General features: G+C 41.9%; 20 protein-coding genes and 9 tRNA genes. 20 read left to right on the top strand and 9 right to left on the bottom strand.

Features of this window, described 5'->3' with window-relative positions:
* Positions 1-111: 111 nt before the first annotated feature.
* From ptsH to cysZ, 3 genes are all read right to left on the bottom strand, one after another.
* Entirely contained in the window at positions 112-369 is a 258-nt protein-coding gene (gene ptsH / locus PSI14_RS09600; RefSeq protein ID WP_273575694.1) for a phosphocarrier protein Hpr, read from the bottom strand.
* A 732-nt stretch (positions 370-1,101) separates the two neighbouring features.
* A complete protein-coding gene (gene cysK, locus PSI14_RS09595; protein ID WP_273575693.1) occupies positions 1,102-2,055 on the bottom strand; it encodes a cysteine synthase A in 954 nt (317 codons plus the stop codon).
* Positions 2,056-2,308: 253 nt separating this feature from the next.
* Complete coding sequence (cysZ, locus tag PSI14_RS09590) at positions 2,309-3,085, bottom strand: sulfate transporter CysZ (RefSeq protein ID WP_273575692.1); 777 nt, start codon at positions 3,083-3,085, stop codon at positions 2,309-2,311.
* A gap of 220 nt (positions 3,086-3,305) precedes the next feature.
* Here cysZ and zipA point away from each other — a divergent pair, with 220 nt between their 5' ends.
* The 5 genes from zipA to PSI14_RS09565 all read left to right on the top strand — a co-directional run bounded on the left by zipA (position 3,306) and on the right by PSI14_RS09565 (position 8,867).
* The gene (zipA, locus tag PSI14_RS09585) at positions 3,306-4,259 is read left to right on the top strand and encodes a cell division protein ZipA (RefSeq protein ID WP_273575691.1); all 954 of its coding nucleotides are present in this window, start codon (positions 3,306-3,308) and stop codon (positions 4,257-4,259) included.
* A 60-nt stretch (positions 4,260-4,319) separates the two neighbouring features.
* Positions 4,320-6,338 carry an NAD-dependent DNA ligase LigA gene (ligA, locus tag PSI14_RS09580; RefSeq protein WP_273575690.1) on the top strand — a complete coding sequence of 673 codons (2,019 nt, stop codon included), beginning with the start codon at positions 4,320-4,322 and terminating at the stop codon, positions 6,336-6,338.
* Positions 6,339-6,508: 170 nt separating this feature from the next.
* Positions 6,509-7,699 (top strand): NupC/NupG family nucleoside CNT transporter, encoded by a 1,191-nt coding sequence (locus PSI14_RS09575; protein ID WP_273575689.1) that lies wholly within the window; start codon positions 6,509-6,511, stop codon positions 7,697-7,699.
* A gap of 122 nt (positions 7,700-7,821) precedes the next feature.
* Entirely contained in the window at positions 7,822-8,037 is a 216-nt protein-coding gene (locus PSI14_RS09570; protein WP_273575688.1) for a DUF3820 family protein, read from the top strand.
* A 77-nt stretch (positions 8,038-8,114) separates the two neighbouring features.
* Positions 8,115-8,867 (top strand): SDR family NAD(P)-dependent oxidoreductase, encoded by a 753-nt coding sequence (locus tag PSI14_RS09565; protein ID WP_273575687.1) that lies wholly within the window; start codon positions 8,115-8,117, stop codon positions 8,865-8,867.
* 76 nt (positions 8,868-8,943) lie between these two features.
* Here the strand turns inward: PSI14_RS09565 and PSI14_RS09560 are convergent, their stop codons facing one another.
* On the bottom strand, positions 8,944-10,290 hold the full coding sequence (locus PSI14_RS09560) for an MATE family efflux transporter (protein ID WP_273575686.1): 1,347 nt from the start codon (positions 10,288-10,290) through the stop codon (positions 8,944-8,946).
* A 726-nt stretch (positions 10,291-11,016) separates the two neighbouring features.
* Between PSI14_RS09560 and PSI14_RS09555 the strand changes: the two genes are divergently transcribed.
* From PSI14_RS09555 to PSI14_RS09520, 8 genes are read left to right on the top strand one after another with little or no spacing between them, the layout of a single operon-like run.
* Entirely contained in the window at positions 11,017-11,175 is a 159-nt protein-coding gene (locus PSI14_RS09555; protein ID WP_273575685.1) for a hypothetical protein, read from the top strand.
* A gap of 51 nt (positions 11,176-11,226) precedes the next feature.
* Entirely contained in the window at positions 11,227-12,384 is a 1,158-nt protein-coding gene (locus PSI14_RS09550) for a hypothetical protein (protein ID WP_273575684.1), read from the top strand.
* On the top strand, positions 12,381-13,574 hold the full coding sequence (locus PSI14_RS09545) for a hypothetical protein (RefSeq protein WP_273575683.1): 1,194 nt from the start codon (positions 12,381-12,383) through the stop codon (positions 13,572-13,574). Before PSI14_RS09550 ends, PSI14_RS09545 begins: the two co-directional genes overlap by 4 nt.
* Positions 13,575-13,588: 14 nt before the next feature.
* The gene (locus PSI14_RS09540; protein WP_273575682.1) at positions 13,589-14,335 is read left to right on the top strand and encodes a cupin domain-containing protein; all 747 of its coding nucleotides are present in this window, start codon (positions 13,589-13,591) and stop codon (positions 14,333-14,335) included.
* Positions 14,325-15,002 (top strand): 2OG-Fe(II) oxygenase, encoded by a 678-nt coding sequence (locus PSI14_RS09535; RefSeq protein ID WP_273575681.1) that lies wholly within the window; start codon positions 14,325-14,327, stop codon positions 15,000-15,002. Before PSI14_RS09540 ends, PSI14_RS09535 begins: the two co-directional genes overlap by 11 nt.
* Positions 15,003-16,838, top strand: coding sequence for an ABC transporter ATP-binding protein (locus PSI14_RS09530; protein WP_273575680.1), 1,836 nt, complete (start codon positions 15,003-15,005; stop codon positions 16,836-16,838).
* Positions 16,762-17,937, top strand: a complete 1,176-nt coding sequence (locus tag PSI14_RS09525) for an arginase family protein (protein ID WP_273575679.1) — start codon at positions 16,762-16,764, stop codon at positions 17,935-17,937. Before PSI14_RS09530 ends, PSI14_RS09525 begins: the two co-directional genes overlap by 77 nt.
* A gap of 6 nt (positions 17,938-17,943) precedes the next feature.
* Positions 17,944-18,489: a GNAT family N-acetyltransferase gene (locus tag PSI14_RS09520; protein ID WP_273575678.1), complete on the top strand. Its 546-nt coding sequence runs from the start codon at positions 17,944-17,946 to the stop codon at positions 18,487-18,489.
* 47 nt (positions 18,490-18,536) lie between these two features.
* Here the strand turns inward: PSI14_RS09520 and PSI14_RS09515 are convergent.
* From PSI14_RS09515 to gltX, 3 genes are all read right to left on the bottom strand, one after another.
* Positions 18,537-18,612, bottom strand: a tRNA-Ala gene (locus PSI14_RS09515).
* A gap of 68 nt (positions 18,613-18,680) precedes the next feature.
* Positions 18,681-18,756: transfer RNA gene (locus PSI14_RS09510), tRNA-Ala, on the bottom strand.
* Between the two features lie 220 nt (positions 18,757-18,976).
* Positions 18,977-20,452 carry a glutamate--tRNA ligase gene (gene gltX / locus PSI14_RS09505; protein WP_273575677.1) on the bottom strand — a complete coding sequence of 492 codons (1,476 nt, stop codon included), beginning with the start codon at positions 20,450-20,452 and terminating at the stop codon, positions 18,977-18,979.
* Positions 20,453-20,721: 269 nt separating this feature from the next.
* Here gltX and PSI14_RS09500 point away from each other — a divergent pair.
* From PSI14_RS09500 to PSI14_RS09470, 7 genes are all read left to right on the top strand, one after another.
* Positions 20,722-20,797, top strand: a tRNA-Val gene (locus tag PSI14_RS09500).
* Positions 20,798-20,832: 35 nt separating this feature from the next.
* Positions 20,833-20,908, top strand: a tRNA-Val gene (locus tag PSI14_RS09495).
* A 44-nt stretch (positions 20,909-20,952) separates the two neighbouring features.
* A tRNA-Val gene (locus tag PSI14_RS09490) sits at positions 20,953-21,028 on the top strand.
* 45 nt (positions 21,029-21,073) lie between these two features.
* Positions 21,074-21,149, top strand: a tRNA-Lys gene (locus PSI14_RS09485).
* 30 nt (positions 21,150-21,179) lie between these two features.
* A tRNA-Lys gene (locus PSI14_RS09480) sits at positions 21,180-21,255 on the top strand.
* A gap of 30 nt (positions 21,256-21,285) precedes the next feature.
* Positions 21,286-21,361: transfer RNA gene (locus PSI14_RS09475), tRNA-Lys, on the top strand.
* Between the two features lie 21 nt (positions 21,362-21,382).
* Positions 21,383-21,458 (top strand) — tRNA-Val (locus tag PSI14_RS09470).
* 235 nt (positions 21,459-21,693) lie between these two features.
* On the opposite strand, the gene PSI14_RS09465 is transcribed toward PSI14_RS09470, so the two are convergent.
* Both PSI14_RS09465 and mtnA read right to left on the bottom strand, forming a co-directional pair.
* Positions 21,694-22,338 (bottom strand): L-fuculose-phosphate aldolase, encoded by a 645-nt coding sequence (locus PSI14_RS09465; RefSeq protein WP_273575676.1) that lies wholly within the window; start codon positions 22,336-22,338, stop codon positions 21,694-21,696.
* A 21-nt stretch (positions 22,339-22,359) separates the two neighbouring features.
* Entirely contained in the window at positions 22,360-23,460 is a 1,101-nt protein-coding gene (mtnA, locus tag PSI14_RS09460) for an S-methyl-5-thioribose-1-phosphate isomerase (RefSeq protein ID WP_273575675.1), read from the bottom strand.
* Positions 23,461-23,462 lie beyond the last annotated feature (2 nt).

Below are 23,462 nucleotides of genomic sequence, written 5' to 3'. Positions count from 1 at the left end.
GCGGGTAATTACCTTTCACTAAGCCTTCAGGAAGGAGGCTCTGAATATCCCCGGATCAATAAAACCCGGGGATGAACTGAATGAAATTGATTGGCTTGATTGGGCAGGTGATTATTCCAATTCACCCATCAATTTAATTAAATGCTCAACAGCTTGTTGCGCATCTTCGCCTTCAGCAGCAATCGTTACGACTGTACCTTGAGTCAATCCCAGCGTTTGCAGTTTAAATAGGCTTTTTGCGCTGGCAGACTTGCCTCCAGAAGTTAGTGTGATGTCGGAAGCAAAGCCTTTTGCTTCTTTGACAAATTGTGCAGCAGGGCGAGTGTGGAGGCCGTTTGGTGCAGTAATGGTAACTTCTTGCTGGAACATAGTATTTCCTCAATAACTTAAATGTTCGTTGATAAGCTAAGAGAATTCTAAAGTTAGTGTATACCCTTCGTCTTTCAAATTGCAGCTTTGCTGGCTACGCTCACTCATCCCGGCCACATAGCTAGCGGCTACATAGTTAGCGGCCACATAGTTGGCTATGCTCTCAGGGATTCGTTCCCTCGCTATCGCGCTGCAACTCGAAACCCATTGGGGATAGTTGAATTCGCTTCGACTTGTACAACCATTAAAATGATAATGATATATACCCTTCGTCTTTCAAGCTGCCTCTTTGTTGGCTGCGCTCACTCACTCCGGTCACATAGTGATCTATGCTCCCGGAGATTCGCTCCCTGGCCGCCGCGACGCATCTTGAAATCCATTAGGTATAAAGCGTATTCCCTTCGTCTTTCAAGTTATTGTTTTGTTAACTGTAACTCGAAATTTATTGGGCCTTTAATCATCATTATCCAAAAATTAACATATTTGATGCATTCAATTGTTGATTTGGTGTTAATACACGTTATCTGGGTCATGGTCGAATTGAATAACCTTTCTACTGCCAGCTTGGCGATTAATTTCGTGCATCAAAATAATTACTGGTTAAATACTAAAGCTACTTGAATAAATCATCTAGGAAAGTTTTAAACTTTGATCTGATGCACAAAAAAGCACCCTTGAAGTGCTTTTTTGTCAATATTTGTCGATATAGTGAAAAATTCTATAGAGTGATTTTCAATCGTTATTTAGATCAGCAAACAACGCTGTACTCAGATAACGTTCAGCTGAAGAAGGTAGAATTACCACGATATTTTTATCTTTGTATTCATCTTCTTGGGATATTTTGATGGCCGCCGCAACAGCTGCACCTGAAGAAATTCCAGAAAGAATTCCTTCTTTTTCAGTAACTTCGCGTGCTATTTGAATCGCTTCTTCATTGCTGATTTTAAATACACGGTCAACTAATGTTAAATCTAAGTTATCAGGAATGAAGCCAGCGCCGATTCCCTGAATTTTATGCGGGCCTGGTTTCAGTTCCTCGCCTGCCAATTTTTGACTGATAATAGGTGAGTCTTCTGGTTCTACTGCAACGATAGTGACTTGTTTACCACGTGTATTTTTCAAGTAACGGGCAACACCGGTGATTGTACCGCCAGTTCCTACGCCAGCAACGAAAACGTCTACATTGCCATCAGTGTCTTCCCAAATTTCAGGGCCAGTGGTTTTTTCATGAATTTCTGGGTTGGCTGGATTGCTGAATTGTTGCAGGAGGATAAAACGGTCAGGATCGCTGTCACGAATTTCATTAGCTTTATCAATAGCACCTTTCATGCCTTTTGCGCCTTCGGTCAACACCAAATTTGCGCCCAGAGCTTTCAGTAGCTTACGACGCTCAAGGCTCATCGTTTCAGGCATGGTTAGTGTCAGCTTATAACCACGGGCAGCAGCAACATAGGCCAGTGCAATCCCTGTATTACCACTGGTCGGCTCAATAAGTTCTTTATCTTGGGTCAGGATGCCTCGTTTTTCAGCATCCCAAATCATATTAGCACCAATGCGGCATTTTACACTGAAGCTGGGGTTACGGGATTCTATTTTTGCCAAGATGCGACCATTTGCGAAATTCTTTAAACGTACCAGCGGAGTGTGACCAATAGTCAACGAATTATCTTCATAAATTTTGCTCATTGCTCGATTGCCCCTAAAATACCGTAAATACTGATCAACCATACGCTAACATCTTATTTATGGAAATAAAGTTTCAATCTATTCTTATTATATAAAAGAATATTTGATAACCAGTTTATAGTAGTTGGATTATTTCAGATTGGTATAACTTTTTAGCAAAACCCCTGACATATTTATGTTTATCAGGGGCTTTGTTGTTGGCGAAAACAGTTAGTGAAAACAGTCGGCGAAGAGCGGGTTGGCAGAAGCTAAATTAGCTTGATGAACTGTGATTCAGGGCATGCTGGGCACGGTAGCGATCAACCCACATTGCTGTCGCCCCGCAAACAGCAACGGGCATAATGAACAGATTCACAATAGGGATCATGGTCAGTACACTGACTGCCGCACCGAATTGAAGGTTATCTATTTTGTCTTGGCGCAAGGTATTGCGCATGGTGGTGAAACTGACCTTATGATTATCAAATGGATAATCACAGTATTGGATCGCCAGCATCCAGGCACTGAAAATAAACCAAAGGATAGGGGCGATGGTCTGGCCTATTACCGGAATGAAGTAAAGCAACAATAGGGCAAATGCACGAGGAATATAGTAAAGAATTTTTACCATTTCGCGTTTCAGAATACGGGGAGTGTCTTTGAGTAAGTCGATAACGCCAGTATCTGGTTCTGGAATGCCTGTCAGATCAGCTTCCAGTTTTTCTGCCAGCAATCCATTAAATGGAGAAGCAATAAAATTAGCGAGTGTGCTGAAAAAATAGGTAAAAATCAATAAAATGGAGATAAGCGCAAGCGGCCAAATTAAATAGCTTAACCATTGCATCCAATCAGGTATTTTATCGAGAGTCCATTGTATCCAGCCATCCAGTTTATGATATAGCCACCAAAATGAACCACCTAGCAATAAGATATTGGCCAATAACGGTAATAAAACGAATCGCTTAATACCAGGGCGGGTTATCAGTTGCCAACCTTGCATAATATAATGGAATCCATTTGGATGTTTTGGCAACTTTGTCGAATTCGTCATATTTTCTTATTCTCTCCTGGATGATTGAAACGGTATGATATAGGCAGGATTTTCTACTGACCAGTAGTTTTGTGGGCAAAAAACATCCGAAAAAACAGAGGGAATATCACTTTATGGTAAGAAAAGTGGGTAGAGACTTGCACTTGTCTTATTTGACAAATACTCTTATCTAAAGAATATTCCGCCGTGGTGGCAATTAATTTAAACAACAGAGATAGCAATGATGCAGGATTTGCGTCTGATATTAATCGTTGTTGGTGCGATAGCCATAATAGCTTTGCTATTACATGGGTTGTGGACCAGCCGTAAAGAGCGTTCATCACTCTTTCGTGATCGCCCAGTTAAACGTCATAAACAGGGGCGTCAGGAAGAGTCAGGGGATAATGATGGCGATGAGCTGTTTGATAATACGCCAAAATCGCGTGTTCAGGAGTCGGCAAAACCGCATGCTGAACATCGTGCTGAGCCAGTTATCGAACGTCGTGCGCCTGAATCTTCATCACTAGAGCCTGATAATGGTTTGGATCCTTTACTTGCAAGGCATCAATCTGATTCTGATGTAGCCGCAACCAAAGTGAAGGGTGTCGATGATCAACAGGAAGAACCGCAGCTTGGGTTGTTCGATCTGGTTGAATCCGCTGAATCAAAAGAAGCTGGGATAGCGGAGTCAGGCTCTGAAGTTGTGGCAGGGCAGTTAAAAACAGAAGAAAGTGCAGAAGAACGTAAGGTGCTTTCTGAATCTGAGCACACCCAGAAAGAAACAGTGTTGGTATTGCATGTTGCCGCTCATCATGGGCAGGAGCTGAATGGTGAAGTTTTGTTTCAAAGCATTTTGCAGGCAGGCTTCCGGTTTGGTGACATGAATATCTTCCATCGTTACTTGAATCCATCAGGTAGTGGTGCTGTGTTGTTCAGTTTAGCTAACATGGTAAAACCTGGTTCATTTGATCCAGACCAAATGACAGATTTCACTACTCCTGGGATCTCCATGTTTATGCTTGTACCTTCATATGGTGATTCCAATCAGAATTTTAAACTGATGTTGCAGGCAGCGCAGCGTATCGCTGCTGATGTAGGAGGCGTAGTTCTGGATGGTGAACGCAAAATGCTTACACCTCAGATGATCGAACTCTATAAAGCGCGTATCCGCAATACGCTCAACGTCGGTGAATAACCCTTCTTTTTAGTATCAGCCCCCGCCAGTCGGGGGTTTTTTCATTTCTGGTGAGAAGTCATGGAAAATATTATTCAAAAAATCAACGAATTAAGAACAACATTGCGTCATCATGAATATTTGTATCACGTTATGGATGCGCCGGAGATCCCTGATGCTGAATATGATCGTTTGATGCGGGAATTAAAAGCACTGGAAGAGCAACACCCAGTGCTAATTACCGCTGATTCCCCTACCCAACGCGTGGGTGCAGCACCATTAACGGCGTTTGAACAGGTACGCCATGAGATCCCGATGTTGTCTCTGGATAACGTGTTTGACGAAGAAAGTTATCTTGCCTTTGACAAGCGCGTGCGTGATCGTCTGAAAGACAGTCAGGACTTGGTATTTTGTTGCGAACTAAAACTGGATGGCTTGGCGGTCAGTTTGCTGTATGAAAATGGGGAGTTGGTACAGGCTGCGACCCGTGGTGATGGGACAACGGGGGAGAATATTACCGCCAATGTCCGTACCATTCGCGCGATTCCCTTGCGCTTGAAAGGAGATAATATTCCTGCCCGCGTTGAAATTCGCGGTGAGGTTTTCATGAAACAAGGCGGATTTGAAAAACTCAACGAAGAAGCGCGCCGTACAGGAAATAAAGTATTCGCTAATCCCCGCAATGCGGCTGCCGGTTCATTGCGTCAACTTGACCCTCGCATTACTGCCAAACGCCCGCTGACTTTCTATTGTTATGGTATTGGTGTTCTGGAGGGCGGAGAATTACCGGCAAGTCACTACGAACGCCTGATGCAGTTCAAACGGTGGGGGTTGCCTGTCAGTGACAAAATGAAGTTATGTCAGGGTACTCAGCAGGTGATGGATTTTTACCATGATATTGAACAGCAACGACCAACGCTGGGCTTTGATATTGATGGGGTTGTAATCAAAGTTGACTCCCTCAAATTACAAGAAAGATTGGGTTTTGTTGCCAGAGCACCACGTTGGGCGACAGCTTTCAAATTTCCGGCTCAAGAACAGATGACTATCGTTCGTGATGTTGAGTTTCAGGTAGGACGTACTGGCGCCATTACTCCGGTTGCCCGTTTAGAGCCTGTGTTAGTGGCCGGAGTTACAGTAAGTAATGCCACACTGCACAATGCAGATGAAATTGAACGTCTGGGGCTGCGCATTGGTGATACGGTAGTTATTCGCCGTGCCGGAGATGTTATTCCACAAGTGGTGGGAGTGTTTTATGAAAGCAGACCCGCAGAAACTCAGGAAGTGATTTTCCCTGAACATTGTCCGGTTTGTAGTTCAGATATAGAACGTGTCGAAGGAGAAGCCGTTGCTCGCTGTACAGGAGGCTTATTCTGTGGAGCGCAGCGCAAAGAAGCGCTGAAACATTTTGTTTCCCGTCGAGCCATGGATGTTGATGGCATGGGCGAAAAAATTATTGAGCAGCTTGTGGATAAAGAGTATGTCAAAACACCGGCTGATCTTTTCCGTCTGACTGCCGGAAAATTAACTGGCCTTGAGCGAATGGGGCCTAAATCTGCACAAAATGTCATTACTGCCTTGGAGAAGTCTAAGAAAACCACTTTCGCCCGTTTTATTTACTCTTTGGGCATTCGTGAAGTCGGTGAAGCGACAGCCACTAATCTGGTTTCTCATTTTGGTACATTGGAAAAATTGCGTGCAGCAGATATTGAGGCTCTGATTGCGGTGCAGGATGTGGGAGGCGTTGTTGCCAGCCACGTCGTGAATTTCTTTAGTGAGCCGCACAATCAGGTAGTGATTGATGATTTGGTTGACAATATTGGTATCCACTGGGAGTCGGCTGCAAGTCCGCGTTTGGATGAGGTTGACAGCCTATTTACCGGCAAGATAGTGGTATTGACAGGATCATTGAGCCGCCTGTCCCGAGATGAAGCCAAAGATAAACTGACAGCTTTAGGTGCCAAAGTCACCGGAAGCGTGTCTAAAAAAACAGATCTGGTTATTGCCGGCGAAGCAGCGGGTTCCAAGTTAGCTAAAGCCAATGAGTTGGGAATTGCTGTTATTGATGAAGAGGAAATGCTCCGTTTATTGGGTGAATAATACACTTTTCACTTAATGATATGATTACCAAAGTGTGATCGGGTTGGCTAAATAGAAATTTGCGACCATTTGAACAGTAAATTAATGTGATAACAATCAAAATTTTCTATTATGCATACCATAAAATACAGTTATAAATTTGCACAACATCATGTTGGGAGCTTTTTATTATGTCTCATATTTTTCATTTTTTCCTCGCATTGATCGTGATTGGTGGTCTGGCGATTTTGGCGAGTAATAACCGGAAGCATATTAGGGTTCGTTATATTATTCAGTTGATTATAATTGAACTTTTTTTGGCATGGTTCTTCCTGAACTCTAACGCGGGTTTGGGGATAGTTAAAGGGTTTGACAATTTATTTGTCCATCTATTGTCTTATGCGGCAGAAGGCACCAAATTTATTTTCGGTGGCATGATAGAAGCGAAGTTAGCCTTTTTCTTCTTGAATGTATTGTGTCCAATTATCTTCATTTCTGCTTTGATTGGTATTTTGCAGCACTTCAAAATATTGCCAATTATTATTCGTGCGATAGGTACAGTGTTGTCTAAAGTAAACGGCATGGGCAAACTGGAATCTTTCAACGCGGTTAGCTCATTAGTTCTGGGTCAATCAGAAAACTTCATTGCTTACAAAGACGTTCTGGGCAAAATGTCTGAGCGCCGGATGTATACGATGGCGGCAACTGCCATGTCCACGGTATCTATGTCTATCGTTGGTGCTTACATGACGATGCTGGATGCAAAATACGTCGTCGCGGCGTTGGTTCTCAATATGTTCAGCACCTTTATCATCTTATCGCTCATCAACCCTTACTCTGTTGAGAGCGAAGAAGAAATCCATATGAGCAACCTCCACGAGGGGCAAAGCTTCTTTGAAATGCTGGGCGAATATATTCTGGCGGGTTTCAAAATTGCTTTGATTGTTGCTGCAATGTTGATTGGGTTTATTGCATTGATTGCGTGTATCAATGCAATTTTTCACTTGATATTTGGTATTACCTTTCAGGAATGCCTGGGGTATGTGTTCTATCCGTTGGCATGGATCATTGGCATTCCAAGTGATGAAGCACTGAAAGTGGGCAGCATCATGGCAACAAAACTGGTTTCCAACGAGTTTGTAGCGATGCAGGGCATGCAAGAAATTGCTGCTCAACTGAGTGAGCGTTCGAAAGGTATTTTGTCAGTATTTTTGGTTTCCTTCGCTAACTTCTCATCCATCGGGATTATTGCAGGCGCCATTAAAGGATTGAATGAAAAACAGGGTAATACTGTTGCGCGTTTTGGCCTGAAACTGCTGTTTGGTTCAACGTTGGTGAGTTTCCTGTCTGCTGCAATTACAGGTCTGATTTTGAGCATCTAATTTTTTCATCGTTAGATTTGATAAGAATAATCGAAAGTGACATCTTGGCAGGTGTCACTTTTTTTATATAGAGTGGTTTTTTATCGCAAGGCAACATATCGCAAAGCAACGGAATTGACATCATGAATAAAGAAAATTTGTTGGAAATAGCCAACACCGCTATGCCATTTGGTAAATATAAGGGGCGAATGCTGATTGATTTGCCGGAAGAGTATTTACTTTGGTTTGCCCGCAAAGGGGAATTCCCTCAGGGAAAATTGGGTGTATTGATGGAAATGACTCTTGCGATAAAAATTGAAGGCTTGGATTCGCTGGTAAAGCCGTTGAAAAAGCCCTGATAGATAAGGTTCTGAAATATCTTACGTGATTAATTGAAACTATTGATTGTTTTTCAATCCATTAGACGGAGAATCATATGAGCTATTTTGACGGGAAAATTGCTATTGTCACAGGTGCAACGACGGGCGTTGGAGAGAGCATTGCGGAAGAATTATTCCATCGGGGAGCAACAGTTATTATTACTGGGCGTCAATTTTCTCGTGCCAAACAGACAGCACAGCGGATAGATCCTACAGAACAATGTGTAATCCCGATGGAAGCCGATGTCAGGGATCACCTTTCGGTCAAGGCATTGATTGACAACACAGTAGAGCAGTTTGGTGGATTACACATGTTGGTCAATAATGCGGGTATTACCGGCCCGCATGGTATCAATATTTGTGACTATTCCATTGATGATTGGAATGATGTGATTAATACCGATCTCAGCGGGACATTTTTCGGCTTGAAATATGGTATTCCGGCTATCATTCAAAGCGGAGGAGGCGCTATTGTTAACCTTTCTTCCTCTAACGGTATTGTGGGCATTCCTGGTATTGCACCTTACACAACTGCCAAACATGGTGTACTTGGTTTGACGCGTTCGGTTGCTTTGGAGTTTGCAGATAAAGGTATTCGTATTAACGCTGTTGGGCCGGGTTATATTGATACTCCATATATGCAAACACTACCCGCAGAAGTCAGGGAATGGATGGCAAATAGCCACCCAATGAAACGTATGGCAACCAGAGAAGAAGTTGCGAAAACAGTGGCATTCTTGTTGTCAGAAGAAAGCTCATTTACGACTGGTGCTTTTTACGCGATTGATGGTGGTTATACGGCACAATAGCGTAAAAAATTAAGAGCCATCTCATTTCAATTTATCTACAATTTTAGCAGATACAGAGATAGGCTCTTGATGTGGTTTATTTTGCCAGTTTTTTAAATTTTGCTTTCAATATCATTGAGAGTGTTACCGCATTGATAAGTAAGCCCAAAACAAGACCGTACCAAAAGCCAATCAGTCCCATTCTTTCAGTGATAATATCTGTCAGCCCTAAGGTAAAACCCAGCGGGATCCCAACAAGCCAATAGCCCAGAAGAGGAGCATAAAAAACTATTTTGGTTTCATGTAATCCTCGAAAAATACCCGATAATATGGCTTGAACAGCATCAAAAAAATGGAAAAGGCATAAAAGTAACACGATCCCGATCGCTATATTTATCACAAGAATATCTTTTGTATATAAACTAACAATAAAATCAGCATGCAAATAGAAAAGAGCACATAAGATAAAGGCTATTAATGAAACGATTCCGGAAGCCATTATGCTAAAGCGTAATATTGACCGGCTATCTTTCTTAGCATTTAAGTAGCTGATTTTTACTGTTGCAGCAGCGGAAAATCCTCCGCTAACAGTAAACATTATGGCGGATATAATTAGCATGATATTATTAGCCGCAATATAAACAGGGCCTAGAGTAGCAATGCCAAATGCAATGATATCGACGAAAATCATTTCAATAAAGAGTGCCATCCCACTTGGAATGCCGACTGCAAGTAATCGCTTGAATTTTTCATTGAATCTGATCGATAACTTAAACTTGTATTTACTATATTCTTTTTTATATATGAAATAGGCAACAAGTAAAATGGCGCTGAACGTGTTGATAATTGATGTTGCTATACCAGCTCCTATACCGCCCATCTCTGGCATGCCAAATTTACCAAATATAAAAGCATAATTGACTGGTATATTAATTAACAAAGCAAAACAGGAAATATACATTGCAACTTTTGTATCTTCTAGCCCTTGCAATAGAGAACGAAAGACATTGAATATCATCACACTAGGCACACCAAATGCCATCGCGGTAATATAACCTTTTGTGATATTTACAACATCCTCATCAATACTAATAAAAGATAAAGACTGCACTGCGGCTAATAGGAAGATAATAATGGGTATCGATAAAATTAATGAGGCAGAGATGTAGTTATTAATGCTCTCTTTAATTCCCTCGATATCATTATGAGATCTGTGCCTTGCTACATCAGCAGATAACATCATAATGACGCCATGGCCTAATACAAAGATAGGAAACCAAATGCTGCTTCCCAGAGATACAGCCGCCAGATCATTCGTTGAATAGTGGCCTGACATTACAGAGTCAACTGCGCCCATAGACGTTCTGGCAAGTTGAGTTATTATAACTGGACTCGATAATAAAAATAGATATTTAACTTCGCTTAACAGTGTTGTTTTCTGCATAATTTACCTTATTGGATTATTATTTTTTGTTAATTATCAAATGCAAATGCGAAATAATCGAGCAATTAAATGAAGTTTAATCAAAACTTCACAGCTTGATTAACTAAAAGGTATGTTACGGAAAAATATTATACTATAGTGATTATAATTAAAGGTTTTATTGAATTTTTACGCTAAATGCGGAATGCCATGATTTTGTGATCCGGAAGTAATTATCAGGCAAGATTGAAACAATAAACATTGTTCTCATAAAGTATAATCTAATGCAAGTTGTTTATTGTTTTTATTGATAAAATTTCCATAAAACCAGTTTTTACAAGACCAATTTGTAATATATTGATAAGAAATAACTTTTTTGAATCAATTCAATATAGAAATAAATCTTTCTTGGTAAGATTTATTTTCCTTTATTTTATGCATGAATGTTTAATGGCTTTGAATGTTTGAATATTATAGTTACTTCTTTATTATTAAAGAGTTGCATTTTTTTGATTTTTTTCGGATATTAATATGGCTAATTATTTATTTTTGTTTCTTGATTGTTTTTTAATTATGGATCATTAATATGGACTAAGTTGCATAATATTAATTTTATATATATTTTAATATTTATAAATCTCCGCGTATTGACAAAATAAAGGCGATCAATTCTACTGAATGTGCCGTTAATAAATACTAAATACGGTATGTTTTTGATTGATAACGAATATAAATAAAGAGGTCATTATGTCTCCGACAATATCAAATAATGAAACTATTAATGCTATGTCTCAGGATGATAAGGAATTCGAAAATGCCCTTAGAGAAATTTCTGGCGATAAGGAAGAGTATATTGGATTTGACGCTGGTCCACGTCGCGATATCGGTCCTCGTACTCATGTATAAATATTCTCATGTATAAATATTGTAATTAATCATTAATTGAGGAGAGTGAGAATGTGGAAAGAAATATATACAGAGTCTAAGGGGCTTATTGGGCCTTATTTAGTTCGAGACCTCAAAACATTTCCGCTCTCCTTTGAGCACATATCAAGTGCCCTGAACGGGGTAAAATGGGATCAAAGTCCGTCCAAGATGAATTATTTTCGCGGATATGTTGGCGGGAAAGAAGATTATTCTTTGGCTGAGCGATTCCTTGAATACGATCTGGCACCTGAAAGCATTGAAAAATCTATTTTCAATGCTTTTGCTGGGGAAACACCACAATTAGGGGAAAATGCAGGTCTTATTGTCAATGGTTCATTGCAATGGTCCGAGATACTTCAAGAAACAGCGGGTATCCATGCGGAAGAAATTGCATTACTTTATCCCAACCAGCAAATTACCTTCGATGTCATATTGTTTATTGGTGCTTACGGCTCCACGCCTTTTGGGGTTCACATTGATGATTCCAGCCATCGCACGATCCTGTTCAATCTTGGCCCAGGAGAGAAGGGGATTGCCCTTTGGCAAAATGAAGACATTCTCAAACAGTTCGGCAAGGTTCGTAACATACTCAATCCCGCATCTATACATGCCGATCCCGAAAAATATTTTTTTAAACCGGGCGAAGCGTTTGTCTTGCCATCTGAACGGTATCACGTAGGGCTAAACAGTACTCTATCAACCGCCGTTGCTATTGTGGTGGACATTGTGAGTGCAGGAAAAGCGGTAGCGAGGGAAGCACAAAACATTGGTTCTTTCTTCGATGTAATGTCTGAAATGAAAAAATGTGATGTGAGGCATCTCAGTTTTGAGGATCTTATATGGCTTAATAGCCTTCGTAATGCTTCAAATCACTACCTTCGCTATTCACCTGCGAAGAAATTCTTTGATATGTCGGCAATAACAGAGCGAACAACACTCAGGCCATCCAAATCTGCGGGTGTAAAAATCGCCCCACTTAATCACACAACATTAGTGTATTCACGCGGATACCATCATGTGTATGAGCAGGTTCTGGAAGAGTCTATTTTCGATCATTTTCTTCAAAAAGAAATATTTGATGTTCAGAACTTCCTGTCTTTGTTGTCAGGCGGAAGAGAAACATTAAAACAGAAGCTCTTGTTGCTGAAATTTTTCATAGATACAGGCACGTTTGAGGTGTTGCAATGATGAATCTGTTCGATGAGTTTTATGATCTTACTGAGCGTTTTCGCCATCCATACGGGAAAAATCATGTCGATCATCCCTATACCATGGAAATGGTAAAGGAGTGTTTAGATAATCTGGCTGGAGAGTTGGGTTCTAAAATTAATAAAAATTGTCGAATTTATCGTGGTGGCAGGCAATTGGGGCCGTTTGAAGCGAAAGCATTTGTCATCATACTGAGCCGTTACCCAAGTCTGGAATCGATCAATTGGGACGAGGTTACTGACGGTGAGCCGTTTCTAATTTTTGTCAATTATGCTGCACTTTTATCCAATGACCTCAGTGAAACATCAAGAAAATTCATCGGAGATTTTAGTACTCAATTTGAACCAGAAGGTATTTCTATTGAGCACCATCTGATCATTGGAAAATACGAAGAAACGCCTTTTGGGGTTCATATCGACGATGCAACGGATCGTGTTTTTCACTTTAATCTTGGCCCTTGTGCAAAAGAAATGATCTTGTGGTCGAGTGAAGAGTATTTGGCTACCTATAATGGTGATCTTGCCAGACCGCTTGATTCCGTATCAGAACAAGAGTCTGTTACGTATCCCATGGAAGTTGGCGGGTGTTTTTTTCTTCCCGCCGATTATTACCATGTTGGCAGAAGTCCGCAGGGGGTGAGTGTTGTAATCTCATTGGCTCTGACACGGCAAAATTATCGGCTTCAAATGAATTCTGCCCTCAATATGCTAGGTCTTTTTGCGCCCGTTAAGGAATCAGCCAAGGATTATCGCCGGAATTTCGAAAGCAGGCCCGATCCTGATATGTTCCCGAAGGTCTGGAATGTTGCCTCGACTATTGGCTTCGAAAAACTCCTTGAGCATGCTCGCACACGCAACCGCAGCAATAACTACTTTATTGAGGTATTTCCAATAGATACCTCTAGTCCTCCAACAGAATTGACTGTATTTAAGATCACAGACAAATCAAATGTACAACTGATTGAGAATGAAGGTTTGTTGCATGTGTACTCACGTGGACACCATGCATCTTTATCCGAGCCTCAGCATATCGAAACATTTAAAGCTGCCGTCCAAATGGGAACATTTGATTTTAATATGTCCTTATTTAAGGACGCTATGAAGAGAGGCGATAAAGGCACAGTATTACTCGGTTGGTTAATTGCAACCAAGGGAGCAGCGTGTTTGTGAACCGCTGAAATAAAATGACAACACATCACGATTTTGATGATACGAAGCCAGCACTCCTGAGCTTGCCGATATTTGATACCTTACCCTATAGGAGTGCGTCGGATTTTTTTAGACAGTTTGGTGAAGTGGTAATTGAGGTCACTGATAAACAAGGGGATTTTGTCAAAAATACCCCATTAAGTAATTTGGCGAGATGGTGGGAAAGTGCAACGGAGATCTCATCTGAAGCGATACTTAACGGTCATGTGGCTCATTGGCCTATTCATAAAAAATGTCGCTCTGCTGCCTTACAAAAGGTAATTGATACTGTTACAGAGCAGCTTATTGAGTCTTCACCAAATCTGGGTTGTATTTTGGATCTTTATGATTTCGAGCAAATTCCGCGTTTTGCATGGGCTATCATCGGCCCCGGAACGATGTCTGTAAAGGCTCATCAGGATATGTTCGGCACAGCAAGCTGGAATTTGTTGTTTTCAGGGAAAAAGGAATGGTTGTTCTGGGAGCCGGATGTACCAGCCGCAGAGCGTGCGATGCCATCATTCCAGTTCGAGCAAAATCCCGGTGAAATGGTCTGGATACCGGAAAATTGGTGGCATAGCGTAACTTACAAAGATTCTTCTATCTGTTTTTCTAAAAATCTGGTTCTACGCCGATCAGTCGATAGTATTTTGGCGTCAATGAACATAAAAGCGCCTAAATATTCGCACGTCCTTCAAGCTATTCTTCTGACAGAACAAAAAAGGAAGACTCATGCTAAGTGAAACAGGTTCAATGAAAGATACGCTGGAAAATGCGGGTTTTATATATCGGGACAACTTTTTGCCAAACGATGTATTCCAGAATCTGAACCAAGAGGTCATTAAATCTTGGCATAAAGGTACAGGCTGGCGCACAAGAGTTAAAGGAACAACTGAAGCCAAAGTTCTTCCGTTACAATCATTAGCCAATGTTCAAAAAATCCGTTCACTGCTTAATAAACAAATGGAATCCCGGTACTCAGGGTTTAGCTACCTTTACCATTCACTCCATCAGGATAATGATGAGGTCGGGTTGGTTTCTCAAATCAGAACCGAGGTTATTAAGGGATGGAGCGCTGAAATCAGGGCGCTGATTGGTCACTGGGATCAGACAAATTTTTCACTGACGGCTTATACCCCGTTCTGTTTTCTGGACATGCACACAGACTATGTTCCCGATGCTGCCAGATATAAGCTTACGTTACTACTGTATTTTGGTGGCGAAGGGATGTTTCCAGAACAAGCCGATCTCGTGTTTGATTATCGTGGACAAAAAACAGCAATACCGGCAATCCCCAACCGAAGTGTCTTATTTGTGCCTTCACCGGAAACAAACCACGGTATTCCTTCTGGATCTGTTGATCCTTCAATTCATTTTTGCCGACTTGCGTTTTCCGGTTGGTTGCTCTGAATGAAACGCATTGATATCAACGCGATTAAAGGCAAGCTACGCCCTTTTGCAATTATTGGGCGTATCTTTTGGTTGCCATATACCATAACGTTATTTTTGACTATTGCGGCAACGATTCTTTCGGCCGCCGCCCCTCTGGTTTTTGGGAAGATTATAGATGCAATTTCATCTGTACAGGACGGAATGAGTCAGGAGACTTTATTTAGTCAGGCCATCAGGCTTGTAATAATTTATCTATTGATTCAAATGGTTGCTTCGGGTTTGAAAGCATGGGCAAATTACACGGCGGCTTCGCAAAGTGAAAAAATTTCCCATTATCTGAGGGCAAAGTTAGCCAAGACTATCTTTCATGAAGGCTCTCAACACGAACCGTTTTTTAAAAATGATCGTGGAAAAATATTGTCATTCTTTAGCCGGGATATTGAATCGCTTTGGGATTTATTTGGATTCGCACTCACTGACTTAATTTCATCGGCGATAATGATATTAGTCTTGTGCCTTATCGTTTTTTCAATAAATCCACTGCTCGGCGTAATATTAATTACGATATCTATTTTCTTTTCTCTCGCATTTTATCGGAATGGGCAAAAAGTAAGGCGTTACTTTGCCGATGCATCGCCGAAGTTTGACCGGATGATCGGATTCATTACTTCCGCACTCGCAGCGTATGAAACAGTTGTTTCTTTTCGTGCTCAGCCTTGGGTCAACCAGTCCATTGGGCGAGAGAGCCAAGACGTCACGAGGCTGGCAAATAAAGCACACTTCCGCTCGACCAGCTTTATGTTTATCACATCATGCATAAATCTTTTTGGTCTCCTGATCGTCTGGGCACTATGTTTGCCGGGGTTGCTGGGAAAAAACTCAGCGCCGATTGATATAACGCTAGGGCAGTTTGTCGCGGTTCTGGCTTACTTTGCAATGGTTATGGGGCCACTGGAGAATATCAGTGGTTCAGCCAAGGCGATCTCCAAAGGAATTGTGTCAATGGAGCGTTTATCGCTGTTTGTGGATCATGTTGTAGATCGTTCCTCCGTACCACCTTTGCCGATCCAAAACTCATTAAATAGCAACGCTATTGCCACTAATTCGTCAGCTTTGCCTTTGCAAGTATCTGGTCTGGTATATAACGGATGCTCCGAGAGCAATCAACCGATTAGAATTTTGAATGGTATTTCATTTGATATTCACCCCGGAGAGATGATCGGACTTGCGGGGGAATCCGGCAGTGGTAAATCCACTTTGTTGCGCTTGTTGGCAAGGCTTATAGAACCAAGTGATGGATCAATTTTCTATCAGGGCATTAGTATTGAAAAAATTGAAGAAGACGAATTTAGACAATATATCACTTACATTTCTCAAGCCAGTGCGATATTTCCGGTCGATTTAAGGCAGAACTTGGTCTTGAAAGAATTGGCCTTGAAAGAACCAATGGAGGGAGAGGATAGCGCCTTGCAGTCAGCCATCGAAATGGCTTCTGTGGCGAATTTTATCAGCAGATTCGACAAGTATTCTGATATGGAAATGGCTGGTTTGTCAGGGGGAGAAGCCCAACGGGTTTCTTTGGCGCGGGCTTTTTTTCGGGGGGCTTCTGTCATGTTAATTGATGAACCGACGAGCGCCTTGGATCTCACTAATAGCTTGAAAATCGCTCATTCATTGCAAGCAGCGGCTCACAAGGGGGCGGTTCTGGTTGCATCCCACGATGAACATATTTTGGAGAAATGCACTCGCGTGCTTGTATTGAACGAGGGGATTATTGTTGCGTCTGGAACCCACAGTGAACTACAACGCGAATCCAGTCTATACCAGTCAATCATTTTCTCTACTGAGGTTTGATATGTTTTCATTAAAATTGGATAAACGGGTGGAATGGGTTACGAGCAAATGGCTGAAGTGTTACGACAATCCTCCAGTCTCGTTACCTGCTCCCTTGCAGCAACTTGCCAATCTCTCACGTGAATGGTACTCGGTCGAAGAGTTACAACGTGAAGGGATAAGTATGAATAATATCGAAAGCCTCTTGCGTGCGCGGCTTTTGTGCTTTGGTCTTAACGATACAATTTTTCCAGTTGCTGGCCGTTCGTTTTATGAAGAGCAATTTCCCGATCACGCAGCAGCGTATCCTGTGAAGGAGTGGTTTTGCGGGCCGCTTCCGATTAATACTATTTGGGTAGGTTTGCCGTTTTGCCATCTGACTAACATCAGGCATTCGACGGCTCTTGGACTTGCCAGCATTATTGATCAGCTTAACGGAAAAGACCTTCCTTTTCTCGGTGTATTTCCTTTTATGAATCCGACTGAACTGTGTATACAACATCTTTGTCAGGTTAGTTTATTAGCTTCTCATGCAGGCAAGCGTCTCGGGGTTTTGGGCGGTGACCATCGTGTGGCCTGGGCCATTCTGAAAGCATTGCGAGCTTCAATGGCAAGCGATACTAAAATAAGATATATCCACATTGATGCGCATCACGATCTATATGGTTCAAGCTACAAACTTCCTTCTGAGGCAATTGCTCATTCAAACTTTCTACTCAGTCTGCTCGCGGAAGGAACAATTAACGAAGCTTTTTTGATTGGCTGCCGTGATAATCCTTCACCGATTGAACGAGCGATTAACCAAGGTTTTCCACTAACTTACGCTTCTGAGTATCATCCTATTCTGCTTAAGACTAAATCGCTTAAGGCTAAATTGCTTAAGGCTAAAAGTGAAAAAATACATACCCATTTATCTGTCGATATTGACATTCTCGATCCATCAATTGTCCCTAATGTGTGCAGCCCCATCAACGGCGGATGGTCGTTGGAGAAGTTAATCAACATGATAAGAAAAATACTTCAGGAAGAGGTTATCGATAGCGTATCCTTGGTTGAAGCGGGGACAACAGAAGAGTCTCCTTTCATTGCTGAACAAATTTTATCTGTTATGAGTGAGTGATATTTGATGATTGACGATTATAAATTACTTTCGATCAATGAATATGAAATCGGCACTGTAATGACTGCTGAGATTGTGAATCTTCTGGATGAATGTTTTCCTGACACTTTCGACGGACGATCTTATTTCAAGCAATTGCCTCATTTCCGATATCTGGTTTTTCAAGGTGATACACTGATTGGTCATATGGGGGTTGATCACCGAGTGATAAAAGTCGGTGGTAAAACTGTTCGGATTTTGGGTGTCATTGATCTTTGTGTTAAACCAAGCCATCGCTACATTGGAATCGCTACAAATCTCCTGAAGACTATTGAACAATTAGCAGCAACTTCTAACGTAGAATTTCTTGTTTTGATGGGAGATAACGATGCACTTTATAAGGCAAATGGCTTTAAGCAAGTTACACCAGCGATAACAAAATGGCTTGCTGTTGAAGATGTGGAAAGTATTTCCTTGATTGAACGCGATCTTTCAGATTGTTTTCTTGTGAAGGCGATAAGAGACAAGGACTGGCCGAATGGAAAGATAGATATGTTGGGATATCTTTTTTAGAGGATTCAAGTGAAGGGAAAAAACGCTTTAATAACAAGGGATTAATATGGTGGAGCTAAGCGGGATCGAACCGCTGACCTCTTGCATGCCATGCAAGCGCTCTCCCAGCTGAGCTATAGCCCCACAAATGTGGTTCAGGTTTTGAATACCAAATACTGATTACTGTTTTATCGGCAGGTAATAAGAGTATTTGGTGGAGCTAAGCGGGATCGAACCGCTGACCTCTTGCATGCCATGCAAGCGCTCTCCCAGCTGAGCTATAGCCCCAAATCAAAATCCTGTGGAACGGGGCGAATCATATGAGACCCAGAGATTTCTGTCAATGGATTCATTAATATTCTCTGTGTAAGCGCTGGAAAAGCCATCAATAACCAATTTTGAGAGCAAAAAATAAAGGCACTGAAATAAATTGAGTGCCTTTATTATTCACATAATATGATTTTGAGTCGTATAGCTTATTTATGCGTCATTATTTACAAATGACGATTTATTGTGCTTCACGCTGAGCAATATAAGCCAGAGCCTTATCAATACGAGACAGTGAACGTGCTTGGTTAATAGCATGAATTGTTACATCAACACTCGGAGACTGGCCTGCCCCTGTTACAGCAACACGCAGTGGCATACCTACTTTACCCATGCCCACTTCCAGTTCATCAGCCGTCACCTGAATGGCATGATGGATATTCTCCGGTGTCCATTCAGTAATCGCTGCCAGTTTCGCACGGGCAACTTCCAATGGTTGGCGAGCAACAGGGCGCAGATGTTTCTTCGCAGCATCTGCATCAAACTCAGCAAATTCTTCATAGAAGTAACGGCAAGATTCAGCCATTTCTTTTAGTGTCTTACAACGCTCACCCAGCAGTTTGATCAAATCAACCAGCTCTGGGCCAGTACGAGTATCAATACCTTGTTGTTCAATATGCCATGCTAAATGTACAGCAACTTCTTCTGCCGGCAGGGTATTGATGTAATGATGGTTCAGCCATTGCAGCTTTTCAGTGTTGAATGCACTGGCGGATTTGCTGATGGCATCAAGGCTGAATAATTCAGTCATTTCTGCAACACTGAAAATTTCCTGATCACCATGTGACCAACCCAGACGAACCAGATAGTTCAACAGTGCTTCAGGCAGATAGCCATCGTCGCGATATTGCATTACGCTGACAGCTCCGTGGCGTTTGGATAGTTTTTTACCATCGTCGCCAAGGATCATGGAAACGTGGGCATATTCTGGAACCGGGGCGCCGAGGGCTTTCAAGATGTTGATCTGACGTGGAGTATTGTTGATATGGTCTTCACCACGAATAACGTGGGTGATTTCCATATCCCAGTCATCAATGACAACGCAGAAGTTATAGGTTGGTGAGCCGTCGGTGCGGCGAATAATCAAATCATCCAGTTCCTGATTGCTGAATTCAATCGGGCCACGGATGCTGTCATTAAAAATGACGGAACCTTCTTGTGGGTTACGGAAACGCACAACATGTGGTTTATCGTGGTGTAGTTCATGGTGATGTAGTTCATGGTGATGTAGTTCATGGTGATGTAGTTCATCGTGCTTATGCTGGCACGCGCTATCAAGGCATCGTCCGTCATAACGAGGTTTTTCACCATTTGCCATCTGAGTTTCACGCAGTTGTTCCAAACGCTCTTTGGAACAATAGCAGCGGTAAGCTGTACCTTGCTCCAGCATTTCATCAATAACTTGATTGTAACGGTCGAAACGTTTGGTCTGATAATAAGGGCCTTCATCCCAATTCAGATTTAACCAGTTCATACCGTCCATAATTGCGTCGATGGCTTCTTGAGTTGAACGCTCAAGATCGGTGTCTTCAATGCGAAGAACAAATTCACCTTTATTGTGGCGACTGTATAACCAAGAATAAAGAGCAGTACGCGCACCACCAACATGAAGATAGCCAGTAGGACTTGGTGCAAAACGGGTTTTAATTTTACTCATCAGGAATTGCCTTAATTACGTTTCTCTTTTTAGAGTGCGTTTTGTATGATCAAAGTAACAATAGTGGGGGTTATTTTATCACTGCACATCAATTCCTCAATGGCGTTAATTATAGGTTATTGAGAAAAGCCAAAATAAATTGACCAAATGATACCATCGCGTGATTATAAATGTTTCATTCTGTTTAATTTTACGACGAACGATTATTTTAGTAATAAAAAGCGTTGACTCACCCCGAACTATCCCTATAATGCGACTCCATCACGACGGGGCGATTAGCTCAGTTGGTAGAGCATCTCCCTTACAAGGAGGGGGTCATCAGTTCGAATCTGGTATCGCCCACCATATTTCTCGTTGTGATAAAAAATGATTTTATGATTGGGCGATTAGCTCAGTTGGTAGAGCATCTCCCTTACAAGGAGGGGGTCATCAGTTCGAATCTGGTATCGCCCACCAATCATAAATCAGTGGTATTGATGTCGTTATAGTCATCATGAAGTGGGCGATTAGCTCAGTTGGTAGAGCATCTCCCTTACAAGGAGGGGGTCATCAGTTCGAATCTGGTATCGCCCACCACTTCATCTGGTTGTTTCGTAGCAATATCATATTGATATTTAGAATGGGTCGTTAGCTCAGTCGGTAGAGCAGTTGACTTTTAATCAATTGGTCGCAGGTTCGAATCCTGCACGACCCACCATTCAAATATCAAAATCAAAATTATCTAATTGGGTCGTTAGCTCAGTCGGTAGAGCAGTTGACTTTTAATCAATTGGTCGCAGGTTCGAATCCTGCACGACCCACCATTTAGATATAAAAATCAGAATTACCTAATCGGGTCGTTAGCTCAGTCGGTAGAGCAGTTGACTTTTAATCAATTGGTCGCAGGTTCGAATCCTGCACGACCCACCATTTAGGTATGAAGATTGAAGTGGGCGATTAGCTCAGTTGGTAGAGCATCTCCCTTACAAGGAGGGGGTCATCAGTTCGAATCTGGTATCGCCCACCACTTCATCTCAGAATTTTTTATCTGGCACTTTCTTCCACTAAAATCATATCTCCCTAAAATCATATTCTTCTAAAACCATATTCCATTAAAATTTATTCCCTATGAAAATTCATTGCTCCGTGCTGGCTTGATCATTGATGAAGTTACTGCGGATTTTTTGTTATCAAATTGAACAAAATAAAGGCGTATCATCTGTAATATCATAAGATAATACGCCTTTAGATGAAATATTCAGTTATTTTGTCTTTAATCCATAACTTTTGAATTTTTCCAAAATACGTTGTATTTCTGCCGGAGGCAGTATCGGTACTGTTTCCATAATTGGAAGCACTTTTAAATAAAGTTGTGCCAATACCTCAATCTCATTTGCTAACCACAGTGCTTTTTCCAGATTAACTTCCATTGCAATCATGCCATGATGCTGCATCAGTAATGCTTTACTGTACGAGATCCCCTTTTTCACATTGTCAGCTAACTCAGCCGTCCCGAAAGTGGCATAGGGAATGCAGGGAACGTGATCAATTCCTGTAACAGCAATCATGTAGTGAATGGCAGGTATCGCATGATTGAGAATGGAGACTGCTGTTGCATTAACAGCATGGTTATGTACAACGGCATTAAGATCAGAACGTGCTTGATAGCAAGAGAGATGAAAATGCCATTCGCTTGAAGGTACTTTATTGGCTGCATACTCGCCTTGATTACTGACATACACAATTTGATCGGGTGTTAGCTTTTCATAAGGCACCCCACTGGGGGTAATCAAAAAACCGTCTTGATAGCGGGCACTGATATTACCCGACGTTCCTTGATTCAGTCCGAGCGCGTTCATTTTGAGACAAGTTTCAATAATCTCTTGTGCGATTTGTTCTCTATTCATCATTATTACCTTGAATGATAACTACGGTTTCCCACATAAGTCAGGGAAAAGAACCCGTAATCCTTCCGCACTGGCATCGCAAATTCCACGTTCAGTGATCAGTCCGGTGATAAATTCAGCAGGTGTAACATCAAAGGCATAATTTCCACAAAATGTTCCTTGTGGTGCTGTATTGACCCAATTTCGCGTACCTTCAGGTGTAATGCCATATACATGCGATTGCTCTTCGCCCGAACGCTGCTCAATGGGAATTTCTTTTACGCCGTCCCAGACCGTAAAATCCAGCGTAGGGGATGGCAAGGCAACATAAAAAGGCACCTGATTAGCTTTGGCTGCCAATGCCTTGAGGTACGTACCGATTTTATTGCATACATCACCACGGGCGGTTGTCCGGTCTGTGCCGACAATACAGAGATCCACTTTGCCATGTTGCATCAAATGCCCCCCGGCATTATCTGCGATCAAAGTATGTGGTATACCATGTGAACCTAATTCGAAAGCAGTTAGTCCACCTTGGTTACGTGGGCGGGTTTCATCAACCCAGACATGGACTTTGATCCCTGCATCATGCGCCATATAAATGGGAGCCAGTGCAGTTCCCCAGTCTACCGTCGCGAGCCAGCCAGCATTGCAATGAGTCAGGATATTGACCGCTTCACCTGTTGATTTGGTCTTTGCCATGCTTTGGATTATTTTTAAGCCATGCTCACCAATGTTGCGGCAGAGTTCTACATCTTCATCTGCAATTTCATTGGCAATATGGTAAGCAGTTTCTGCACGTAACGAAGAGTCAATATTTTCCAATATTCGATATGACCGATCCAATGCCCATTTTAAATTGATTGCGGTGGGGCGGGTTTTAACCAAAATATCGTAAGATTGCCGCAGATTCACATCGCTATTTTCTTGACGCATTGCTAAAGCCATACCATATGCGGCAACAGCACCAATCAAAGGTGCTCCCCGCACCCACATTTCTTTTATGGCTGTTGCTGCATCCTGCATAGTGCGTAGTTGAATAGTTTGCACTTCAAAAGGGAACTTGGTTTGATCGAAAATTTCGACGGTATGACCATCGTCAGCAAGCCAGACAGAACGGTAATGAGTGCCATTAATTTTCATAT

The sequence above is a fragment of the Xenorhabdus anantnagensis genome, assembly GCF_028598555.1.
GTDB classification, from domain to species: Bacteria; Pseudomonadota; Gammaproteobacteria; order Enterobacterales; family Enterobacteriaceae; genus Xenorhabdus; species Xenorhabdus anantnagensis.
This window is presented reverse-complemented; position numbering and strand designations above follow the sequence as displayed.